Annotated in this window: 16 protein-coding genes; 15 read left to right on the forward strand and 1 reads right to left on the reverse strand. The window is 49.6% G+C overall.

Annotated elements, in window-relative coordinates; genetic code table 11:
- The first annotated feature begins 3 nt into the window (after positions 1–3).
- From ACQCVH_RS05450 to pyrE, 8 genes are read left to right on the forward strand one after another with little or no spacing between them, the layout of a single operon-like run.
- On the forward strand, positions 4–942 hold the full coding sequence (locus tag ACQCVH_RS05450; RefSeq protein ID WP_426834782.1) for an aspartate carbamoyltransferase catalytic subunit: 939 nt from the start codon (positions 4–6) through the stop codon (positions 940–942).
- Positions 905–2,191, forward strand: coding sequence for a dihydroorotase (locus ACQCVH_RS05455; protein WP_426834783.1), 1,287 nt, complete (start codon positions 905–907; stop codon positions 2,189–2,191). The genes ACQCVH_RS05450 and ACQCVH_RS05455 overlap by 38 nt, the downstream gene beginning before the upstream one ends.
- Entirely contained in the window at positions 2,188–3,294 is a 1,107-nt protein-coding gene (locus ACQCVH_RS05460) for a carbamoyl phosphate synthase small subunit (protein WP_426834784.1), read from the forward strand. The genes ACQCVH_RS05455 and ACQCVH_RS05460 overlap by 4 nt, the downstream gene beginning before the upstream one ends.
- Positions 3,273–6,485 (forward strand): carbamoyl-phosphate synthase large subunit, encoded by a 3,213-nt coding sequence (gene carB, locus ACQCVH_RS05465; RefSeq protein ID WP_426834785.1) that lies wholly within the window; start codon positions 3,273–3,275, stop codon positions 6,483–6,485. Before ACQCVH_RS05460 ends, carB begins: the two co-directional genes overlap by 22 nt.
- Positions 6,482–7,261, forward strand: a complete 780-nt coding sequence (locus ACQCVH_RS05470) for a dihydroorotate dehydrogenase electron transfer subunit (RefSeq protein ID WP_426834787.1) — start codon at positions 6,482–6,484, stop codon at positions 7,259–7,261. Before carB ends, ACQCVH_RS05470 begins: the two co-directional genes overlap by 4 nt.
- The gene (locus ACQCVH_RS05475; protein WP_426834788.1) at positions 7,258–8,199 is read left to right on the forward strand and encodes a dihydroorotate dehydrogenase; all 942 of its coding nucleotides are present in this window, start codon (positions 7,258–7,260) and stop codon (positions 8,197–8,199) included. Before ACQCVH_RS05470 ends, ACQCVH_RS05475 begins: the two co-directional genes overlap by 4 nt.
- Positions 8,171–8,887, forward strand: a complete 717-nt coding sequence (pyrF, locus tag ACQCVH_RS05480; RefSeq protein WP_426834789.1) for an orotidine-5'-phosphate decarboxylase — start codon at positions 8,171–8,173, stop codon at positions 8,885–8,887. The genes ACQCVH_RS05475 and pyrF overlap by 29 nt, the downstream gene beginning before the upstream one ends.
- On the forward strand, positions 8,884–9,516 hold the full coding sequence (gene pyrE, locus ACQCVH_RS05485; RefSeq protein WP_426834791.1) for an orotate phosphoribosyltransferase: 633 nt from the start codon (positions 8,884–8,886) through the stop codon (positions 9,514–9,516). Before pyrF ends, pyrE begins: the two co-directional genes overlap by 4 nt.
- Positions 9,517–9,569: 53 nt before the next feature.
- On the opposite strand, the gene ACQCVH_RS05490 is transcribed toward pyrE, so the two are convergent.
- Positions 9,570–11,282, reverse strand: a complete 1,713-nt coding sequence (locus ACQCVH_RS05490; protein WP_426834792.1) for an Rqc2 family fibronectin-binding protein — start codon at positions 11,280–11,282, stop codon at positions 9,570–9,572.
- Between the two features lie 329 nt (positions 11,283–11,611).
- Here ACQCVH_RS05490 and ACQCVH_RS05495 point away from each other — a divergent pair, with 329 nt between their 5' ends.
- From ACQCVH_RS05495 to priA, 7 genes are all read left to right on the forward strand, one after another.
- On the forward strand, positions 11,612–14,290 hold the full coding sequence (locus ACQCVH_RS05495; RefSeq protein WP_426834793.1) for a cation-translocating P-type ATPase: 2,679 nt from the start codon (positions 11,612–11,614) through the stop codon (positions 14,288–14,290).
- Positions 14,291–14,490: 200 nt separating this feature from the next.
- Positions 14,491–15,366 carry a YicC/YloC family endoribonuclease gene (locus ACQCVH_RS05500; protein WP_426834794.1) on the forward strand — a complete coding sequence of 292 codons (876 nt, stop codon included), beginning with the start codon at positions 14,491–14,493 and terminating at the stop codon, positions 15,364–15,366.
- Between the two features lie 56 nt (positions 15,367–15,422).
- Positions 15,423–15,686 carry an extracellular matrix/biofilm regulator RemA gene (gene remA / locus ACQCVH_RS05505; RefSeq protein ID WP_009795972.1) on the forward strand — a complete coding sequence of 88 codons (264 nt, stop codon included), beginning with the start codon at positions 15,423–15,425 and terminating at the stop codon, positions 15,684–15,686.
- A 10-nt stretch (positions 15,687–15,696) separates the two neighbouring features.
- Positions 15,697–16,311 (forward strand): guanylate kinase, encoded by a 615-nt coding sequence (gmk, locus tag ACQCVH_RS05510; RefSeq protein WP_426834795.1) that lies wholly within the window; start codon positions 15,697–15,699, stop codon positions 16,309–16,311.
- 4 nt (positions 16,312–16,315) lie between these two features.
- Positions 16,316–16,537, forward strand: coding sequence for a DNA-directed RNA polymerase subunit omega (gene rpoZ, locus ACQCVH_RS05515; RefSeq protein WP_022543704.1), 222 nt, complete (start codon positions 16,316–16,318; stop codon positions 16,535–16,537).
- A 338-nt stretch (positions 16,538–16,875) separates the two neighbouring features.
- Positions 16,876–18,081 (forward strand): bifunctional phosphopantothenoylcysteine decarboxylase/phosphopantothenate--cysteine ligase CoaBC, encoded by a 1,206-nt coding sequence (gene coaBC / locus ACQCVH_RS05520; protein ID WP_426834796.1) that lies wholly within the window; start codon positions 16,876–16,878, stop codon positions 18,079–18,081.
- The gene (gene priA, locus ACQCVH_RS05525; protein WP_426834797.1) at positions 18,078–20,486 is read left to right on the forward strand and encodes a primosomal protein N'; all 2,409 of its coding nucleotides are present in this window, start codon (positions 18,078–18,080) and stop codon (positions 20,484–20,486) included. Before coaBC ends, priA begins: the two co-directional genes overlap by 4 nt.
- Positions 20,487–20,507 lie beyond the last annotated feature (21 nt).

The raw sequence follows: 20,507 nt of genomic DNA on the forward strand, positions 1-20,507 counted from the left end.
AAGATGAAAGATCTGCTTACGATGAATGAACTGAGCATAACCGAAATCGGGGAAATTCTGAAACAGGCCCAGGAATTTGCTGAAGGTGCAGTGTGGAGGCCGTCTTCACAGTCCTTCGTTGCCAATCTCTTCTTTGAGGCAAGTACAAGGACCAAGTGCAGCTTTGAAGTTGCTGAGAGGAGGCTTGGCCTTGATGTCATCCCATTTGAAGCAGGGACTTCGAGCGTCCAGAAGGGCGAATCACTTTATGACACGGTGAGGACACTCGAGTCCGTAGGTGTCGATGCGGTGGTCATCCGCCATCAGGAGGAAGATTATTTCAGCGCACTTTCCGGTAAGATAGGCATCCCTGTCCTGAATGCAGGTGACGGCTGCGGGCACCATCCAACCCAGTCGCTGCTGGATCTGCTGACGATCCGGCAGGAGTTCCGCCGCTTTGCCGGCTTAAAGGTGGCCATCATCGGCGACATCCTTCACAGCAGGGTGGCAAGGTCTAATGCTGAAGCACTGGCAAGGCTTGGGGCAGAGGTTGTATTCTCAGGGCCGGAAGAATGGTTTGACCCTTCCTTCTGCCATTCTGGAAGCTTTGAAGAAATCGATGAAGCGGTTGAAACTGCGGATGTGGTCATGCTCCTGAGGATACAGCATGAGAGGCATCATGAAGGCACCGGGCGGTCTGCTGCAGAGTACCACGAAAAATACGGCCTCACCGTAAACCGCGAAAAGCGGATGAAGCAGGGGAGCATCATCATGCACCCAGCCCCAGTCAACAGAGGGGTCGAGATAGCAGACAGCCTGGTGGAATGCAGCAGGTCAAGGATTTTTAAACAGATGGAGAATGGTGTATTTGTCCGCATGGCAGTTCTAAAAAGGGCACTTGAACATAAAGAGGGGAGCGGTAAACATGAAGAAGCTGATCAAAAATGGCAGATTGCTTACTGAAAACGGAGAGCTGATACAGAAGGATATTCTGATCGAGGGCGGAAAAATCTTGAAGATAGGGGCTGGGATCACCAGTCAAGGTGCCGAAGTGATAGAGGCAGGAGGGCTGCTGGCTGTCCCGGGCTTCGTTGACCTTCATGTACACCTCAGGGAGCCGGGGGGAGAAAAGAAAGAAACGATCGATACGGGAACCAGGGCAGCAGCACACGGAGGCTTTACAACAATCGCCCCAATGCCTAACACGAGGCCGGTGCCTGACACGGTGGAACAAATGGAATGGCTGAACAACAGGATAGCGGAAACGGCACATGTACGGGTCCTTCCTTATGCCTCAATCACCGTCAGGCAGCTTGGCAGTGAGCTGACTGATTTTGAAGGGCTGAAGCAGGCCGGCGCCTTTGCCTTTACGGATGACGGCGTGGGAGTGCAGTCAGCCGGGATGATGCTTTCTGCAATGAAAGAGGCTGCGGCCGTTGGCATGCCTGTTGTTGCGCACTGTGAAGATAATACATTAATCAATAAAGGCTCTGTCCATGAAGGAAAGTTTTCAAGGAAGCATGCAATCAATGGGATCCCATCTGTATGCGAATCTGTACATATTGCTAGAGATGTGCTGCTGGCTGAAGCGGCTGGATGCCACTATCATGTGTGCCACATCTCTGCTAAAGAATCTGTCAGGGTTGTCAGGGACAGCAAAAAGGCAGGGATTAAGGTAACTGCTGAGGTGACTCCTCATCATCTGCTCTTATGCGAAGATGATATTCCGGGCCTTGATGCAAATTTCAAGATGAATCCGCCGCTAAGGAGCGCCAGTGACCGCGAGGCACTAATAGAGGGTCTTTTGGACGGTACAATTGATTTTATCGCAACCGATCACGCCCCGCATCCTGCGGAAGAAAAAGGCGAAGGGATGGAGCTGGCCCCATTTGGGATCACCGGGCTTGAAACAGCCTTTCCGCTTCTCTACACACACCTGGTGCTGAAGGGAATCCTCACTTTAAAACAGCTGGTCGATTTCATGACAATCAGGCCTTCAGAAGCTTTCGGTTTGCCATACGGAAAGCTGGAGGAAGGTTCATATGCCGACCTGGTGCTGCTTAATCTGGATCATGGGCAGAACATCGATCCGAAGGAATTTTTATCTAAAGGGAAAAACACCCCATTCTCAGGCTGGAGCTGCAAAGGCTGGCCGGTTCTGACAATAGCGGGCGGAAAAACGGTATGGGCGAAGGAGAGTGTCAACGCATGAAGAAACAGCTGATCTTGGAAGATGGAACCATATTTATCGGAGAAGGATTCGGGAGCGATTCGGCCGCTTTTGGCGAGGTGGTATTTAACACAGGGATGACCGGATATCAGGAGATCCTCTCTGACCCTTCATACTGCAGCCAGATCGTGGTGCTGACTTACCCCTTGATTGGGAATTATGGCATCAACAGGGATGATTTTGAAAGCATTCTGCCGGCGATTCATGGATTCGTTGTTAAAGAAGCGGCTGAATTTCCTTCTAACTGGAGGAACGAGCGCTCTTTAGGAGATTATCTTGAAGCAAAAGGCATTCCTGGAATAGCAGGGATCGATACAAGGAAGCTGACAAGAATCATCCGGAAGCATGGGACCTTAAAAGGGAGTATATGCCCAATTGAACAAGATCCTTCCGAAGTAATTGAAAAGCTGAAATCTGCTGTCCTCCCTCGCGACCAGGTGAAAAGGGTATCAACGAAAACAGCCTACCCTTCCCCTGGACGCGGCCGCAGGGTCGTGCTTGTGGATTATGGGATGAAGCATGGAATTCTCAGGGAGCTGAACAGGCGCGGCTGTGATGTGATTGTTGTGCCATACCATACAACAAGCGAAGAGATCCTCAGCCTGAGTCCTGACGGGGTGATGCTCTCAAATGGGCCTGGGGACCCGAAGGATGTAAAGGAAGCTATACCGATGATCCAGGGGCTGCTCGGGAAGGTCCCATTGTTTGGGATCTGCCTCGGCCACCAGCTGTTTGCCCTTGCTTGCGGCGCTGATACAGAGAAACTGAAGTTCGGCCACAGAGGATCCAATCATCCTGTAAAAGAACTCAAAACCGGGAAAGTGGCGCTAACATCACAAAATCATGGATACTCCGTCAATGAGGAGTCCATTGCAGGAACAGCCCTTGAAGTGACACATATCGCACTTAATGACGGGACAGTCGAAGGGCTGAAGCATAAACATATGCCGGCTTTCACGGTCCAGTATCATCCGGAAGCCTCTCCAGGGCCTGAGGATGCCAATAATCTTTTTGAACAATTTCTGCAAATGATCGAATCTGAGGAACGGGAAGGTGCTGCAGCATGCCAAAGCGTACAGATATAAAAAGCATTCTAGTAATCGGGTCGGGACCCATTGTCATAGGGCAGGCGGCGGAATTCGACTATGCCGGGACACAGGCCTGCATAGCGCTGAAAGAAGAAGGGTACAGGGTCATTCTTGTTAATTCGAATCCGGCTACGATCATGACAGATACAGAGATAGCCGATGCCGTCTATATTGAACCCCTGACGCTTGAGTTTGTCAGCAGGATCATCCGCAAAGAGCGGCCTGATGCGATCGTTCCAACCCTGGGAGGGCAGACCGGCCTTAACCTGGCAGTCGAGCTGTCTAAAGCGGGCGTCCTTGAGGAGTGCGGTGTGGAAGTGCTCGGCACAAAGCTGTCAGCCATTGAAAAAGCGGAAGACCGCGATTTATTCCGGAATTTAATGAATGAACTGGGCGAGCCGGTTCCTGAAAGTGAAATCATCCATAATATTGATGAAGCCCTTGCATTTGCCGGGCAGATCGGCTATCCCGTAATCGTCCGCCCCGCTTTTACACTTGGCGGAACTGGCGGAGGCATCTGCCATGATGAAGAAGAGCTGCTGGAAATTACGGCGAGCGGCCTGAAGAACAGCCCTGTCACCCAATGCCTTCTGGAGAAGAGCATTGCCGGCTTCAAGGAAATAGAATACGAGGTTATGAGAGACTCAAATGACAATGCGATCGTTGTCTGCAACATGGAAAACATCGATCCGGTCGGCGTCCATACGGGGGATTCCATCGTTGTCGCCCCGAGCCAGACCTTAAGCGACCGTGAATACCAGCTGCTTCGCAATGTATCGCTGAAAATCATCCGCGCCCTTGAAATCGAGGGAGGCTGCAATGTTCAGCTTGCACTGGATCCATACAGCTTTGATTACTATATCATTGAAGTGAATCCTCGTGTGAGCCGCTCTTCTGCGCTGGCCTCCAAGGCAACGGGCTATCCGATTGCCAAGCTGGCTGCGAAGATTGCCGTTGGCCTGACCCTTGATGAAATGATGAACCCGGTCACCGGAAAAACCTATGCCTGCTTTGAGCCTGCCCTTGATTATATTGTGACAAAGATTCCGCGCTGGCCTTTTGATAAATTTGAGTCAGCCAACCGCTCGCTCGGCACTCAGATGAAAGCAACAGGAGAAGTAATGGCCATCGGGCGGACATTTGAAGAGTCACTGCTTAAGGCCATCAGGTCGCTGGAAGCCAATGTATACCATTTTTCTTTGAATAATCCTGAGGAAATTGATGATGCTCTTATGGAAAAGCGGATCCGCAAAGCAGGCGATGAAAGGCTGTTCTATATCTCTGAAGCACTGAGGCGGGGAGTATCAATCGAAACCATCCATGAGTGGAGCCAGATCGACTTATTCTTCCTTTATAAAATGAACAAAATCGTTTCATTTGAACAGAATCTCTCTGACAAACGGTTTGACCAGGAGACCGCGAAAAAAGCAAAGGAAATGGGTTTTTCTGACCGGGTGATTGCCGGGCTGTGGGATGCCTCAGAGCAGGAGGTCTACAGCTGGCGGAAGGAAAATGGCATCATACCTGTATATAAGATGGTCGATACTTGTGCAGCTGAGTTTGAATCAGAAACACCTTATTATTATGGAACCTATGAAGAAGAAAACGAGTCTATCGTTACTGACAGGAAAAGCATTGTCGTGCTTGGGTCCGGGCCGATCCGCATCGGGCAGGGAATTGAGTTCGACTATGCAACCGTGCACTCTGTATGGGCAATTAAAGAAGCAGGCTATGAAGCAATCATCATCAATAATAACCCGGAAACCGTTTCTACAGATTTCAGCATTTCTGACAAACTTTATTTTGAGCCGCTGACGATTGAGGATGTTATGCATATCATTGATCTTGAAAAGCCTGAGGGAGCAGTTGTCCAATTCGGGGGCCAGACAGCGATTAATCTTGCAGCAGAACTTGTGAAACGCGGGGTGAAAATCCTCGGGACTTCTCTTGAAAACCTTGACCGTGCAGAGGACAGGGACAAATTTGAAATGGCGCTGACAGACCTGGGCATTCCCCAGCCGCAGGGAAAGACAGCCTTCTCTGCACAAGATGCGGCCGTGATTGCTGCTGAAATCGGCTATCCTGTCCTTGTCCGCCCTTCGTATGTCCTTGGAGGCAGGGCGATGGAGATTGTCTATAAAGAAGAAGAACTGCTTCATTATATGAGAAATGCGGTCAGAGTGAATCCTGATCATCCTGTCCTGATCGACCGCTACCTGACAGGCAAGGAAATCGAAGTAGATGCGATTTCTGACGGGGAAAGAGTCGTCATCCCGGGCATCATGGAGCATATCGAGCGGGCAGGCGTCCATTCGGGCGACTCCATCGCCGTATACCCGCCTCAAAATCTGACAGATGAGGTGAAAGCTAAACTGGCCGAATATACGGAAAAGCTGGCAAAGGGCCTCGGCATCATCGGTCTCCTGAATATCCAATATGTTGTGGCTAAGGGAGAGGTATTTGTCCTGGAAGTGAATCCGCGGTCCAGCCGGACAGTTCCATTCCTGTCTAAAATCACCAATGTCCCGATGGCTAATATTGCAACAAAGGTAATCCTTGGGCAGTCGCTTGAAAGCCAGGGGTATGAGTCTGGCCTTGTACCGGAAAAGCAGGGCGTATATGTAAAGGTGCCGGTGTTTTCCTTTGCTAAGCTGAGGCGGGTAGACATCACGCTCGGTCCTGAAATGAAATCAACAGGCGAAGTCATGGGGAAAGATCATACCCTTGAAAAAGCACTATATAAAGGTCTTGTCGCATCAGGGATGAAAATCAGCGGATACGGGAATGTCCTGATGACAGTGGCCGATAAAGATAAAGAAGAAGCGCTGGCACTTGCCAGGAGGTTTGCCGAAATCGGCTATCAGGTAATGGCGACAAGCGGTACAGCAGGGTATTTCTCTGCTGCAGGCATTCCAGTGAAAGTTGTCGACAAAATCGGGGCAGAAGGCCCTGACCTGCTGGATGTCATCCGCAATGGAGAGGCACAGCTGGTCATCAACACGCTGACAAAAGGAAAGCAGCCGGCGCGCGATGGCTTCCGGATCCGCAGGGAATCAGTAGAAAACGGCATCGCATGCCTGACATCCCTGGACACGGCTGAAGCGATTCTCCAGGTAATTGAATCAATGAACTTCTCAGCAGAGGCGATGATGCCAGGCAGCCATGAGAAGAAGGCGGTCCTTCTATGATCAGGAAGGAGCTCTGCACGATTGTTTCACATAAAGAAATCAGCAAAGATATTTATGAGCTCACCTTAAAAGGTGAGCTTGTCAATGAGATGGAGACTGCGGGACAGTTCGTCCATCTAAAGGTATCAAACGGATATGATCCGCTTTTAAGAAGGCCGATTTCAATTGCAGAAATCAATAAAAGCAGCCAGACCTTTACGATGATATACAGGGCAGGGGGCAGGGGCACTATTCTGCTGGCTTCAAAGCAGGCAGGCGAAAAGGTTGATGTCCTTGGTCCGCTGGGCAATGGCTTTCCTGATCAGGAAGCCCGCACTGGCCAGACAGCCCTCCTTGTAGGCGGGGGAATTGGTGTGCCGCCTTTATATGAATTATCTCAAAGGCTGAAGGCGCGGGGAGTCAAGGCGGTACATGTGCTTGGATTTCAATCGGCTGAACAAGTGTTTTATGAAAAGGAATTTTCAGTGCTGGGAGAAACATATATGGCAACCGCGGATGGAACATACGGATCAAGGGGATTTGTGACCGACGTCATTGTTCGGGAAGAATTGGAATTTGATGTGCTGTATGCCTGCGGACCGACACCGATGCTGAGGGCGCTGGAATATGCCTATCAGGACAAAAAAGTTTTTTTATCTCTGGAAGAGCGGATGGGCTGCGGCCTTGGGGCATGCTTTGCCTGTGTCTGCCATACGGCTGACGATCCCGCAGGCTACAGCTATAAAAAAGTCTGCACAGACGGGCCTGTATTCAGAGCAGGGGAGGTCGTGCTATGAGTATGCTGAATGTTGAATTGCCGGGATTAACCCTTAGGAATCCGGTAATGCCCGCTTCCGGCTGCTTCGGATTCGGAAAGGAATACAGCGGGTTGTATGATTTGAGCCTGCTGGGGGCCATTATGATCAAAGCAACCACTCTTGAGCCAAGATTCGGGAATCCGACTCCGAGGGTCGCGGAAACACCTGCCGGGATGCTGAATGCAATCGGCCTTCAAAACCCGGGGCTTGATAACGTGCTTATGAAAGAACTTCCAAGACTGGAGCAATATGATGTTCCGATTATCGCCAATATAGCAGGCAGCACGGAAGAAGATTATATAGAAGTGGCCAGTGAGCTGTCAAAAGCGTCAAACGTTAAGGCTTTGGAGCTTAATATCTCCTGTCCGAATGTGAAGACAGGGGGCATTGCTTTCGGGACCATCCCGGAAGTTGCAAAGAACCTGACAAAGAAAGTGAAAGCTGTTTCTTCTGTACCTGTGTATGTAAAACTGTCCCCTAATGTCACAAATATTACAGAGATGGCTAAAGCCGTTGAAGAAGGCGGTGCAGATGGTCTTACCATGATCAATACGCTTCTTGGCATGAGGATGGATCTGAACACAGGCCGCCCGGTACTTGCCAACCGGACAGGAGGTCTTTCAGGGCCATCGATAAAGCCTGTAGCATTAAGGATGATCTATGAAGTGAGCCAGCAGGTGGATCTGCCTGTCATCGGGATGGGGGGAGTGGAAACAGCTGAGGATGTGATCGAGTTTTTTTATGCCGGAGCTTCAGCTGTTGCGGTTGGAACGGCCAATTTTGTGGACCCATTTGTCTGTCCAAACATTATTGATGAGCTCCCAGGACTGCTGGAGAAGCTTGGTTTCGAGCATATTAGCGAATGTACGGGAAGGAGCTGGGGCAAGCATGAAAAATCCGCTTATCATCGCGCTTGATTTTGCCGGAAAAGAAGAAGTTCGATCGTTCATTGGTAAATTTCCGGAAGAAAAATTATATGTAAAAGTGGGCATGGAGCTTTTTTACCAGGAGGGACCTGATATGGTGAGGGAACTGAAGGCGGACGGGCATGAAGTGTTCCTGGATTTGAAGCTCCATGATATTCCTAATACAGTCGGCAGCGCGATGCGCAGGATTGCCGGTCTTGGCTGCGACCTGGTCAATGTCCATGCAGCCGGCGGCAGCGAAATGATGAAAGCCGCCCTTGAAGGGCTGGAAGAAGGGACAGCAGCCGGCAAAAAAAGGCCACTATGCATAGCGGTGACACAGCTCACCAGCACATCAGAGAAACAGATGCGGGCAGAGCAGCTGATCCCGGTTTCCCTGAATGATTCTGTTATTCATTATGCAGGGCTTGCCAGACAGTCCGGGCTAGATGGCGTCGTCTGCTCCCCTCATGAAGCAAAGCTCCTGAACAGCCGTTTTGGAGAAGAGTTCCTGACAGTAACGCCCGGCATCCGTCTGGCAGCAGAGTCGTCAGGCGATCAAAAGAGGATCAGCACACCGGTATTTGCAAGGCAGGAAGGAGTCTCGGCCATTGTGGTAGGCCGTTCCATCACAAGAGCAGCTGATCCGTATGTAGCTTATCTGTCATTTAAAAATCAATGGGAGGGCGTTTTGTCATGAAAAAAACAATTGCTGAAAGATTGCTGGAAATAGGAGCGGTTGCCCTGCAGCCTTCCGAGCCTTTTACCTGGTCATCGGGCCTGCTTTCGCCCATCTACTGCGATAACCGCCTGACGATGTCATATCCTGAAGTGCGCAGGGAAATTGCCGCAGGGCTCAAAGTGCTTATTGAAGAGCATTTTCCGGAAGCTGAAGTCATAGCCGGAACTGCGACAGCAGGCATCCCTCATGCTGCCTGGGCAAGCGATTTGCTGGAGCTGCCGATGTGCTATGTCCGTTCAAAAGCGAAGGGGCATGGAAAAGGAAAGCAAATTGAAGGAAAGGCGGAAAAAGGGCAGAAAGTGGTTGTTGTTGAGGACCTCATTTCCACTGGGGGCAGCGTCATCACAGCTGTTGATGCTCTTCGTGAAGCAGGCTGTGAAGTGCTTGGGGCTGTATCCATCTTTACATATGAACTGAAGCAGGGTGATCAGAAGCTTGCTGAAGCAGGGATAAAGTCGTATTCCCTGGCAACTTTTACAGAGCTTGCGGAGACAGCAAGGGAGAAGGGTTATATCACATCTGGCGAAATCTCTGCCCTTTCGGAATGGAGAGAGAATCCAGCCGAATGGGGTGCGGTCAGGAAATAATAAAAAGGAAGCAGAATCTTAGGACTCTGCTTCCTTCTTTCATTTTGCCAGCTTTACTGCATTTTCTTTAGAGCCAAAACAGTTTCTTCGTCAGGTGTTACATATACAGTCTGCTGATTGTCGTAGATGACAAATCCCGGCTTGGCACCGCTTGGCTTTTTGACATGGCGCACCTGGGTATAGTCAACCGGGACCGAGCCAGAGCTGCGGGCCTTGCTGAAATAGGCAGCCAGTTTTGCGGCTTCAAGTATCGTTTCATCGGAAGGAGTTTTATCCCTGATGACGACATGGGAGCCGGGAATATCCTTTGTATGAAGCCAGATTTCATCTCTGGCTGCAAGCTTATTGGTCAGATAGTCATTTTGCTTGTTATTCTTTCCGACATAAATTTCTGTGCCGTCCGTTGCGGTATATCTGTCCAGGAGAGGCTTTGCGTTGGCTGTTTTTTTGTTCTGTTTTTTCTGGCGGATGCGTATATATCCGCCCTCTGCCAGCTCTTCTCGTATTTCTTCGATATCCTTAGTGGATGCTGCTTCAACCTGCTGCATGAGCGATTCGAAGTATGCGGCCTCTTCCCTCGCTTTATCGATCTGCTCTTTTACGATGCCTGCGGCTGTTTTAGCTTTCTGATATTTTGTGAAAAATTTCTGCGCATTCTCTGAAGGGGTTTTTTGCGGATCGAGCGGGATGACCATCGTCGCGCCGTTTTCATCATAATAGTTGATGACCTCGATTTCCTTCATGCCTTTTTCAGCTGCATACAGATTGGCTGTGAGCAGTTCCCCGGACAGCTGGTACTGATCGGCGTTCCTGGCTTCCTCCAGCGTTTTCTCAAGCTTCTCAATCTTTTTCTCGTTTTTCTCTTTTTCATTAATAATGAAGCGCTCAAGGTCATTTCCCTGCTGCTTGACGCGGTCCCTTTCGGCTTTTCCGAAATAAAACCGGTCCAGCATCCCGCTCAAGGTCTCGAAAGTCCTGCTCTCGCCGCCTGTGTGCTCCAGGGGGAACAGATAGAAGTTTTCTTTTTGGCCTGCCGTAATGGCTGGTGTATATTCGTGCTCTTTAATAGGGACGAGCAATTCCATAAATGCCTTGGGGATTGTATTCCGGTTGCTCATCCCTGCACGCTTGACAGCTTCTTTCGCAAAAAGAGGAGAAATACCCGCAAATTGTTCAACAAGCTGCTTATCCATTTTACCGGCATTAAAATCAAGCCTTCTGAGTATATCTTCTTCCCCGAGCTCCAGCGGATTGATTTTATTCTGCTCCGGCGGGCTTACATACTCCTGGCCCGGCAGTATGGCCCTGTGGCTGTTCAGGGCATATGAAACATGCTTGATGCTGTCAAGGATCATATTGCGGCCTTTATCTACAAGTACGATATTGCTGTGGCGCCCCATGATTTCCACAATCAGCTGTTTGTATGAGATATCGCCGATCTCATTCCGCCCTTTTACATCAAGGATGAGAATTCTGTCCAGGCCTGCCTGGCGGATATCCTCGAGTATGTAGCCTTCCAGATGCTTGCGTAGCAGCATGCAGAACATAGGGGGCTCACTCGGGTTGTCATAAGCCTCATTTGTAAGCTGGGCCCGCGCATAGCTTGGATGGGCGGAGAGCAGCAGCTTGTGGTTTTTTCCATTCGCCCTGATGACGAGTACGATTTCGTTTTTGAATGGCTGGTGGATTTTATTGATCCGCCCGCCCTGCAATGTATCTGAGAGCTCATGTGCCATGGCTCTTGTAAACAATCCATCAAATGACATAAGGAACATCCTTTTCTTTTGTCCAGCTGGGAATGGTCCCAATCCGGGTAAGTATTTTCAGCGGCAGTTTTATGCAGCGCTTTTTTGTTTCTAATATCTTATTTTATCAAAAATCCCGCAAGATTGCTCATTCTTCCCCTGGCTTCTGGCATTTTTTTGGACAGGTCTGAATAAGATTTCTTAGAGCGGAGTGGGACAGCTTTGCGCCAGTAACTGCAGCAGGGCTGGAAGACGGGGGAATTCATTCAGATCGAGCAGGATTTCTGTCATGGCCTGCTTCAAGGAGGCAGGCTCCCATAGAATTTTAAAGGAGGAAGAGTGATGGCCGGATGAAGTTCCATGAGATGAATGAAAGAGAAGTGGAAGAAGCATTAAATACGAATTTTTCGGCTGGGCTGACCGATGATGATGTGAAAAAACGGAGGAACCAGCATGGCTTCAATGAACTGGCAGAAGGGGAAAAGCAGTCGGCCCTGCTGCTGTTTTTCAGCCAGTTCAAAGATTTCATGGTGCTGGTCCTGCTTGCGGCCACTCTTGTTTCAGGGCTGTTGGGAGAATATATCGATGCGATTGCCATCATTGCAATTGTCATCATTAATGGTTTGCTAGGCTTTTTCCAGGAAAGGAAAGCAGAGAAATCACTTTCTGCTTTAAAGGAATTGTCCGCACCGCAGGTACAGGTTCTCCGCGGCGGCAAGTGGGTCAGGGTACCCTCCAAGGAGGTAGTGCCAGGTGACCTGCTGAAGTTTTCGAGCGGCGACCGGATTGGTGCAGACATCAGGCTGATTGAATCCAAAAGCCTTGAAATTGAAGAGTCGGCTTTGACGGGTGAGTCGGTTCCTGTCCAAAAGACAACTGCCTCTTTAAAGGCCGATAACCCGGGGCTTGGCGATATGGAAAATATGGCTTTTATGGGCACGATGATTACCAGGGGCAGCGGTGTTGGAGTGGTCGTCGCTACTGGCATGAAGACAGCGATGGGCCAGATAGCCGATTTGCTTCAGAATGCCGAAACGATGGAAACGCCCCTTCAGCGCAGGCTGGAGCAGCTTGGTAAAATTCTGATTACAGCAGCTCTCCTATTGACAGTCCTTGTCGTCCTTGTCGGCGTCATACAGGGCCACGAACTGTACACGATGTTCCTCGCAGGCGTTTCACTTGCGGTAGCAGCCATTCCTGAGGGACTGCCTGCCATTGTAACGGTTGCCTTATCGCTTGGGGTTCAGCGGATGATCAAGAAGAATGCCATTGTGAGGAAACTGCCTGCTGTAGAAACGCTGGGATGCGCTTCTGTCATCTGCTCTGATAAAACCGGAACGATGACGCAGAACCAAATGACGGTCACCCATCTTTGGAGCGGAGGGAAACAGTGGACGGTGGCCGGAATCGGCTATGAGCCTGCCGGAAACTTTTATTGTGATGATAAGCGGGTGGATGTTAAGGCCCAGAAGTCGCTCCAGCAGATGCTGATGTTCGGGCTGCTTTGCAATCATGCGGAGCTTGCAGAGAAAAAAGGGGAATACAGCATCGATGGAGATCCTACAGAAGGAGCTCTCCTGGTAGCTGCTATGAAGGCTGGCTACAGGAGGGAAAGCCTGACGGATCAGTACCAGGTCCTCAATGAGTTTCCTTTTGATTCGGCCAGGAAAATGATGAGCATCATTGTCAAAGACAGAAACGGCAGGCAATTCATTGTAACAAAAGGCGCCCCGGATGTGTTGGCGGGAATCAGCGATTCTATCCTTTGGAACGATAAACGCCAGGTAATGACGGGGGATATGAAAAAGACGCTCCAGGAAGCGATCGATGGACTTGCTTCCCAGGCGCTTAGGACTATTGCCATCGGCTTCAGGGAGCTTCCGGCAAACCAGGTGGTTCTTGATGAAAAAGAAGCAGAGAAAAACCTTACTCTGATCGGCCTTCAGGGCATGATCGATCCTCCGCGTCCTGAAGTGCGGACAGCGGTGAAGGAGTGCAGGGAAGCAGGCATTAAAACTGTGATGATTACGGGCGACCATGTTATTACTGCCAAGGCGATTGCCAAACAGCTGGGCATCCTGACAGGCAGCAGCAAGGTTCTCGACGGGAAGGCGCTCTCCGAGATGTCGGTCGGCCAGCTGGAGGACGTGGTTGATGATGTTTCTGTCTTTGCACGGGTGTCGCCAGAGCATAAGCTTAAAATAGTCAAAGCCCTGCAAAATAAAGGGCATATCGTTGCGATGACAGGTGATGGGGTTAATGATGCGCCTGCCATCAAAGCGGCAGATATTGGAGTGGCCATGGGCATTACAGGAACAGATGTGGCGAAGGAAGCTTCGGCCCTTGTCCTTCTGGACGATAACTTCGCCACTATTAAGGCAGCAATCAAGGAAGGGCGGAATATCTATGAAAATATCCGCAAGTTCATCAGATATCTCCTTGCCTCTAACGTGGGTGAAATTCTGGTAATGCTCTTTGCAATGCTTCTTGCCTTGCCGCTGCCGCTTGTTCCTATCCAGATTCTCTGGGTCAATCTTGTTACAGACGGGCTCCCGGCAATGGCCCTCGGGCTTGACCAGCCGGAGGATGATGTGATGAAAAGGAAGCCGCGCAGCCCGAAGGAAGGCGTTTTTGCAAGGGGGCTCGGCTGGAAGGTGGTATCCCGGGGCTTCCTGATAGGGATTGTAACACTTGCAGCATTCATGCTCGCATATAAGAACAATCCGGATCAGCTCGGATATGCTCAGACAGTGGCGTTTGCTACCCTCGTCCTTGCACAGCTCATCCATGTCTTCGACTGCCGGAGCGAGAAATCAGTTCTGGCCAGGAATCCGTTCGGCAACAAATATCTTGTTTGGGCTGTAATTTCTTCGCTTCTGCTGATGATTATCGTTATCTACTATCCGCCGCTGCAGCCAATCTTCCACACGATGGCTATACAGCCTGGAGACTGGATTATGATCACAGTACTTGCTTCCGTTCCAACTTTTTTGCTTGCCGGAACGTTTTTGTTAAGAAAAACAAAATAAATTATGGTATAATCCTAAAGGTAGTAGAGAAGCCTCTATTACCTTTTCTTTTGTCTTGAAACGCCGGCAAGCTTAGCTTGCTGCTCAGCATACATAAATCTTGAGCAAGATTTGAAAGCCTCATAGCAGCTCCAGCTTTTGGGGACAGGGAAGTTGCTGTCTGCCGGGGGTGGCCCCGAAAAAAGAATGGATGTGATTTTGTGGTTTCAAGTATGACCGGCTACGGCCGGAGCAATAAAAGCACAGATGGCCTTTCGGTCACTATCGAACTAAAAACAGTGAACCACCGGTTTTCCGAGCACCAGCTCCGGATACCGAGGCAGATGATCAGGCTTGAGGATAAAATCAAGAAGGTTATAGCCTCCAGAATTAAGCGGGGCAGAGTCGAATTATTTGCCGGCATTGAAGGGGAAGGGGCCGTCAGCCGGAAAGTTAATGTTGACTGGGACCTCCTGGATGAATATTATCAATACATAATGCAAATCAAAGAAAGATATCATCTGAGCGAGGGTCCGTCCATCGCAGATCTGGCCAGCCGGGAGGATATGCTATCCATTCAGGAAGAGGATGCTGCGGATGGAAAGCTTGAAGCTATGGTCATTGAAGCGGTCGAGGAAGCTGCAGCCCAGCTGGTATACATGCGGAAAGCTGAAGGAGCAGAGCTGGAAAAAGATATCCGGGTGCAGCTGGAGAAGCTGCAGGCCTGCCTTGCGCAGCTTAGGAATCTTGCGCCGCTGGTTATCAAACAATATGGCGACCGGCTTGAGAAGAAAATGACAGAGTTCCTTGGCGGGCAGATTGATCAAAACCGCATCTTGGCCGAAGTGGCTGTGTTCTCTGATAAAGCCGATATCAATGAGGAAATAACGAGGCTCGAAAGCCATATCGGCCAGTTCGGAAGCACCCTTTTGCTGGATGAGCCTGTCGGCAGGAAGCTGGACTTCCTTCTCCAGGAAATGAACAGGGAAGCCAATACCATTGGATCTAAGGCCAATGATTCTTCGATTGCCAGAGAAGTGGTTGAGATGAAAAGCCTTCTGGAAAAGATGAAAGAGCAGGTCCAGAATATAGAATAACGTTTAAAAGACTTCAATAACGGCCAAAATAAGTAACTGACGATTGGAGGACCACCATGCCGATTAAACTGATTAATATCGGGTTTGGCAATATCGTGTCAGCAAACCGGATTATTTCGATCGTAAGCCCTGAATCAGCACCGATCAAAAGAATTATCCAGGATGCCCGTGACCGGGGCTCTCTCATAGATGCGACATATGGCAGGCGGACAAGGGCTGTCATTGTGATGGACAGCGACCATGTTATTCTGTCGGCTGTCCAGCCGGAGACGGTCGCCCACCGATTAAATGACCGTGATGAAATTATTGATGAAGGGTAGGATCTGATAAATGCAGGAAAAGGGTTTACTAATCGTTCTTTCTGGTCCTTCAGGGGTAGGTAAAGGAACTGTACGAAAACAGATTTTTTCACAGCCGGATACTTCTTTTGAGTATTCAATTTCTATGACTACCAGGCTTCCGCGTGATGGCGAAGTTCATGGAGTCGATTACTTTTTTTCAAAAAGGGAAGAGTTTGAAGAGCTGATCAAACAGGAGAAGCTCCTTGAATATGCCGAGTTCGTCGGCAACTATTATGGGACTCCTGTTGATTATGTAAGGGAGACATTAAATAAAGGAAGAGATGTGTTCCTTGAAATCGAAGTCCAGGGCGCACGGCAGGTCCGTGAAAAGTTCCCTGACGGCCTGTTCATTTTCCTTATGCCGCCAAGCCTTACAGAGCTGAAAAACAGGATAACAACAAGGGGAACTGAGACAGAGGATGTTATCAAGAATCGTCTGACAGCAGCCAAAGAAGAAATTGAAATGATGAATCTGTATGATTATGTAGTAGAGAATGACCAGGTGGAACTGGCAAGCGAAAGGATCAAATCCATTGTGGTGGCTGAACATTGCCGCAGGGAACGGGTCGAGCCGCGCTATAAAAAAATGCTGGAGGTTGAATGAACATATGTTATATCCTTCTATTGACTCTTTAATGACTAAAATTGACTCTAAATATTCCCTTGTATCTGTGGCGGCAAAACGTGCCCGCAAGCTTCAGATTGATGCGAAGCCTCAGCTTGACAAATATGTGTCACATAAAAATGTCGGCAAGGCGCTTGAAGAAATTCATGCCGACGAGCTTCACTACAGACTAGGAGAAGTTCCACAGGGTGAAGAGCTGGAATAAACGTTAAAATAACAACCTGGCATGCAGGGTTGTTATTTTTTTTGCTGCTTACAGGACGCGGGTCATGCAGGCGTTGCCACAGGACGTGGCGTTCTTAGCCTGCGTTCCTTTATGAACAAGCGCCTCCGCATTTCGGATTGTCCAGCTCCAGCGGCTAGAGCCTCGAGTCATAAGCCACGGCAGAATTAAAGGCAAAGAACGCCTTTTATTCTGCCGCGTCTTATGCTTGTCGGCTCTGGGCAAGCCGCTTCCGCATTTCAGGATAAAATAGATGAAATATATGTTCGTTTGGAGCATAATGGAGTTTAGAATATTGGGTTTGGATGGGGGTTCGGTTTATGCTGAATGGAAAAAGAATTCTCTTGTGTGTTACAGGCGGGATTGCTGTTTACAAGGCAGCTGCACTGACGAGCAAGCTGACTCAGGCCGGTGCGGAGGTTAAGGTCATGATGAGTGAGTCGGCAGTGAAATTTGTGGCGCCGCTGACCTTTCAGGCGCTTTCCCGCCATGACGTTTATATAGATACTTTTGATGAAAAAGACTCCAGAGTGATTGCCCATATCGACCTGGCTGATTGGGCCGATCTTATCCTGGTTGCCCCGGCGACTGCCAATGTAATCGGCAAGCTGGCCAATGGGATTGCGGATAATATGATCACAACAACGCTACTGGCTGCAACTGCGCCGGTTTGGATCGCCCCGGCAATGAATGTGCATATGTATGACCATCCGGCCGTACAGAAAAATATCAAGCTGCTTTATGAATACGGCTGCAGGTTCATTGAACCGGGTGAAGGCTATCTGGCGTGCGGATATGTCGGGAAGGGCCGCCTTGAAGAGCCGGAAAAGATCGTCAGCAATATAGAAGGATTTTTCAGGAACAGGGGAAGCCTTTCAGGCAAAAAAGTCGTGGTGACAGCAGGACCGACAAGGGAAAAAATCGATCCTGTCCGCTATATCACCAACCATTCTTCTGGAAAGATGGGCTATGCACTGGCAGAAGAAGCCTTGAAGGCCGGTGCTGAGGTTACGCTGATTTCAGGTCCGACTTCGCTGGGGAAGCCTGCCGGAGCCGCTGTTATTGATGTGGAAAGTGCAGAAGAAATGTATCAGGCTGTTGATCGTGTATTTGATGGAGCCGATATTGTCATTAAAACAGCGGCAGTTTCTGACTACCGCCCTAAAGTGGTGCACGAAAGCAAGGTAAAGAAGCAGGATGGCGACCAGGTTCTTGAGCTTGAGAGGACTAAGGACATCCTTATGGACCTTGGCCGCAGAAAAAAACAGCAGATCCTCATTGGATTTGCTGCTGAGACGGACCGTGTTGAAGAATATGCCAGAAAAAAACTGGCCAAAAAGAATGCCGATATGATCGTTGCCAATAATGTAAAATCTGAAGGAGCAGGATTCGGCACAGATACGAATATTGTCACCATTTTTAAAAAAGATGGCGGGGAATTAGCGCTGCCCCTCATGAGCAAGAATAAAGCAGCTGCAAGAATTCTGGAAGAAGCCTCAGCTCTGCTAAAGGATGAGGACCGATGAATGTTGCGAGTGTCATAGTCGATGTGCCGGCCAAGCAGACGGACAGGGCCTTTGATTATAAAATCCCTGACAGCCTTATCGGGGCAATCAAGCCTGGGATGCGTGTGATAGTACCTTTTGGACCGAGAAAAATACAGGGATTTGTCATAGGTTTAAAGGACAGCTCTGATTTCGGCAAGCTGAAGGAGCTCATTGAGCCGATGGACCTGACGCCTGTTCTGAATACAGAGCTTCTTTCTCTTGGCAATTGGCTGACCAGCCACACACTCAGCTATAAAATATCCGCCTTCCAGGCGATGCTTCCTGCAGCACTTAAGGCGAAATACACGAAAAGGATAAGGCCAGCCGCCGGCTTGGAAATAGGTTCTTTGCCGGATACTGTGCAGCAGGCTTTTGGGAGCCGGGAAGAGGTGCCCTGGGAAGATGCTTCCAAAGAGGGGCTCCTGCCGCTTTTGCAGAAGGAAGCAGATAAGGGGAACCTGGAGGTCATCTATGAAGTGAAGGCAAAGGTAAGGAAGAAGAAGCTCAAGCATATCATACCGGCTGCGCCGGAAAAGCTGATCAGCTTCAGAGAGGATCTGCCAGTCCAGGCTTCCAGGCAGAAAGAGGTCATCGATTATTTTATAGATAACAATGGACCTGTTGAATTGCGCGGGCTTCTCCACGCTCTGGGTGTTTCCGCTTCTACCATCAAAGGGCTCGTACAAAAGGGCATACTTGCTGAAAAAGAAATGGAAGTCTACCGGGATCCATATGAAGACAGGAGCTTTGAAGCAACATCTCCCCTTACCCTGACCGCTGAGCAGGATGCGGCCATCAGGCCGATCCTTTCGTCCATCAATGAAAATGAGCACCATGTCTTCCTGCTGTACGGAGTAACAGGCAGCGGGAAAACCGAGGTTTACCTTCAGTCCATTCAGCGCGTGCTTGAGCAGGGACGGGAGGCGATCGTGCTGGTGCCTGAAATTTCCCTGACACCGCAAATGGTGACCAGGTTTAAGGGCAGGTTCGGGAATCAGGTTGCCGTCCTCCACAGCGGGCTCTCTGCAGGCGAAAAATATGATGAGTGGAGAAAAATTCAGCGCAAGGAAGTAAAGGTCGTTGTCGGTGCAAGGTCTGCCGTTTTTGCCCCCTTCGAGAACCTTGGGATCATCATCATTGATGAAGAACATGAAAACAGCTATAAACAGGAAGAGAACCCCAGATACCATGCAAGGGACGCTGCGATTGAAAGGGCAAAATACCACAGCTGCCCTGTCGTCCTCGGAAGTGCCACACCTTCGCTAGAGACCTTTGCAAGGGCACAGAAGGGTGTCTATGAAAAGCTGGAGCTCACCAAAAGAATGAACAGCCAGCCTCTTCCAAAGGTTGAAATCGTAGATATGCGTGAGGAATTAAGGGAAGGAAACCGCTCCATGTTCTCCCGCCAGCTTCTTGATAAATTAAAAGACAGGCTGGAAAAGAAAGAGCAGACGGTACTTTTCCTCAATAAAAGGGGACATTCCTCTTTTGTCATGTGCAGGGACTGCGGATATGTCGTCAATTGCCCCAATTGCGATATCTCTCTCACCTACCACCAATACAGCCGGCAGATGAAATGCCATTACTGCGGCCATGAAGACCATGTTCCCCCTGTATGTCCGGAATGCGGAAGTGAACATATCCGATATTTTGGAACAGGGACGCAGAAAGTGGAAGAAGAGCTTGGGAAAATCCTGCCTGAAGCCAGGGTCGTCAGGATGGATGTTGATACAACCAGCCGAAAAGGCTCACATGAAAGGCTGCTGAACGAATTTCAGGAAGGGCATGCTGATATCCTCCTTGGAACCCAGATGATAGCCAAGGGCCTTGACTTTCCGAATATCACCCTTGTAGGTGTGCTGTCAGCAGACACAATGCTGCATCTCCCCGATTTCCGGGCGTCTGAAAAAACGTTCCAGCTCCTGACACAGGTCAGCGGAAGGGCTGGGCGCCATGAATTGGAGGGAGAAGTGGTCATACAGACCTACACCCCTGAGCATTACAGCATCGAGCTTGCCGGTGAGCAGGATTTTGAAAGCTTCTACCGGACGGAAATGATGGTCAGAAAGATGCATCAATATCCTCCCTTCTATTATATATCGCTCATCACTGTCAGCCATGAAGATTTAATGAAGGCAGTTTCGGTGACAGAGAAAATAACGCAGTTTGCTGCGGCAAGGCTGAGCCCGGAAGCTAACATCCTCGGCCCGGTTGCATCGCCGATTCCACGGATCAATAATAGATATCGCTATCAATGTCTGATAAAATACAAACGGGAACCAGGATTGGAAAAAGTGCTAAAATCGGTTCTCGACCATTATCAGCAGGAGATATCCGCAGGCCTGCAGATATCGGTTGATCTTAATCCCTATATCATGATGTAGCGGTGGAATAATGGTTATGAG

The organism is Bacillus infantis, assembly GCF_050107595.1.
Lineage (GTDB): Bacteria > Bacillota > Bacilli > Bacillales > Cytobacillaceae > Bacillus_AB > Bacillus_AB infantis_C.

Coding starts and splice junctions, on each gene's coding strand:
- ACQCVH_RS05460 (WP_426834784.1), top strand. CDS start 2,188: ATGAAGAAACAGCTGATCTTGGAAGATGGAACCATATTTATCGGAGAA.
- pyrF (WP_426834789.1), top strand. CDS start 8,171: ATGAAAAATCCGCTTATCATCGCGCTTGATTTTGCCGGAAAAGAAGAA.
- gmk (WP_426834795.1), top strand. CDS start 15,697: ATGCAGGAAAAGGGTTTACTAATCGTTCTTTCTGGTCCTTCAGGGGTA.
- ACQCVH_RS05475 (WP_426834788.1), top strand. CDS start 7,258: ATGAGTATGCTGAATGTTGAATTGCCGGGATTAACCCTTAGGAATCCG.
- carB (WP_426834785.1), top strand. CDS start 3,273: ATGCCAAAGCGTACAGATATAAAAAGCATTCTAGTAATCGGGTCGGGA.
- ACQCVH_RS05450 (WP_426834782.1), top strand. CDS start 4: ATGAAAGATCTGCTTACGATGAATGAACTGAGCATAACCGAAATCGGG.
- ACQCVH_RS05455 (WP_426834783.1), top strand. CDS start 905: ATGAAGAAGCTGATCAAAAATGGCAGATTGCTTACTGAAAACGGAGAG.
- coaBC (WP_426834796.1), top strand. CDS start 16,876: ATGCTGAATGGAAAAAGAATTCTCTTGTGTGTTACAGGCGGGATTGCT.
- ACQCVH_RS05495 (WP_426834793.1), top strand. CDS start 11,612: ATGAAGTTCCATGAGATGAATGAAAGAGAAGTGGAAGAAGCATTAAAT.
- remA (WP_009795972.1), top strand. CDS start 15,423: ATGCCGATTAAACTGATTAATATCGGGTTTGGCAATATCGTGTCAGCA.
- ACQCVH_RS05490 (WP_426834792.1), bottom strand. CDS start 11,282: ATGTCATTTGATGGATTGTTTACAAGAGCCATGGCACATGAGCTCTCA.
- priA (WP_426834797.1), top strand. CDS start 18,078: ATGAATGTTGCGAGTGTCATAGTCGATGTGCCGGCCAAGCAGACGGAC.
- pyrE (WP_426834791.1), top strand. CDS start 8,884: ATGAAAAAAACAATTGCTGAAAGATTGCTGGAAATAGGAGCGGTTGCC.
- rpoZ (WP_022543704.1), top strand. CDS start 16,316: ATGTTATATCCTTCTATTGACTCTTTAATGACTAAAATTGACTCTAAA.
- ACQCVH_RS05470 (WP_426834787.1), top strand. CDS start 6,482: ATGATCAGGAAGGAGCTCTGCACGATTGTTTCACATAAAGAAATCAGC.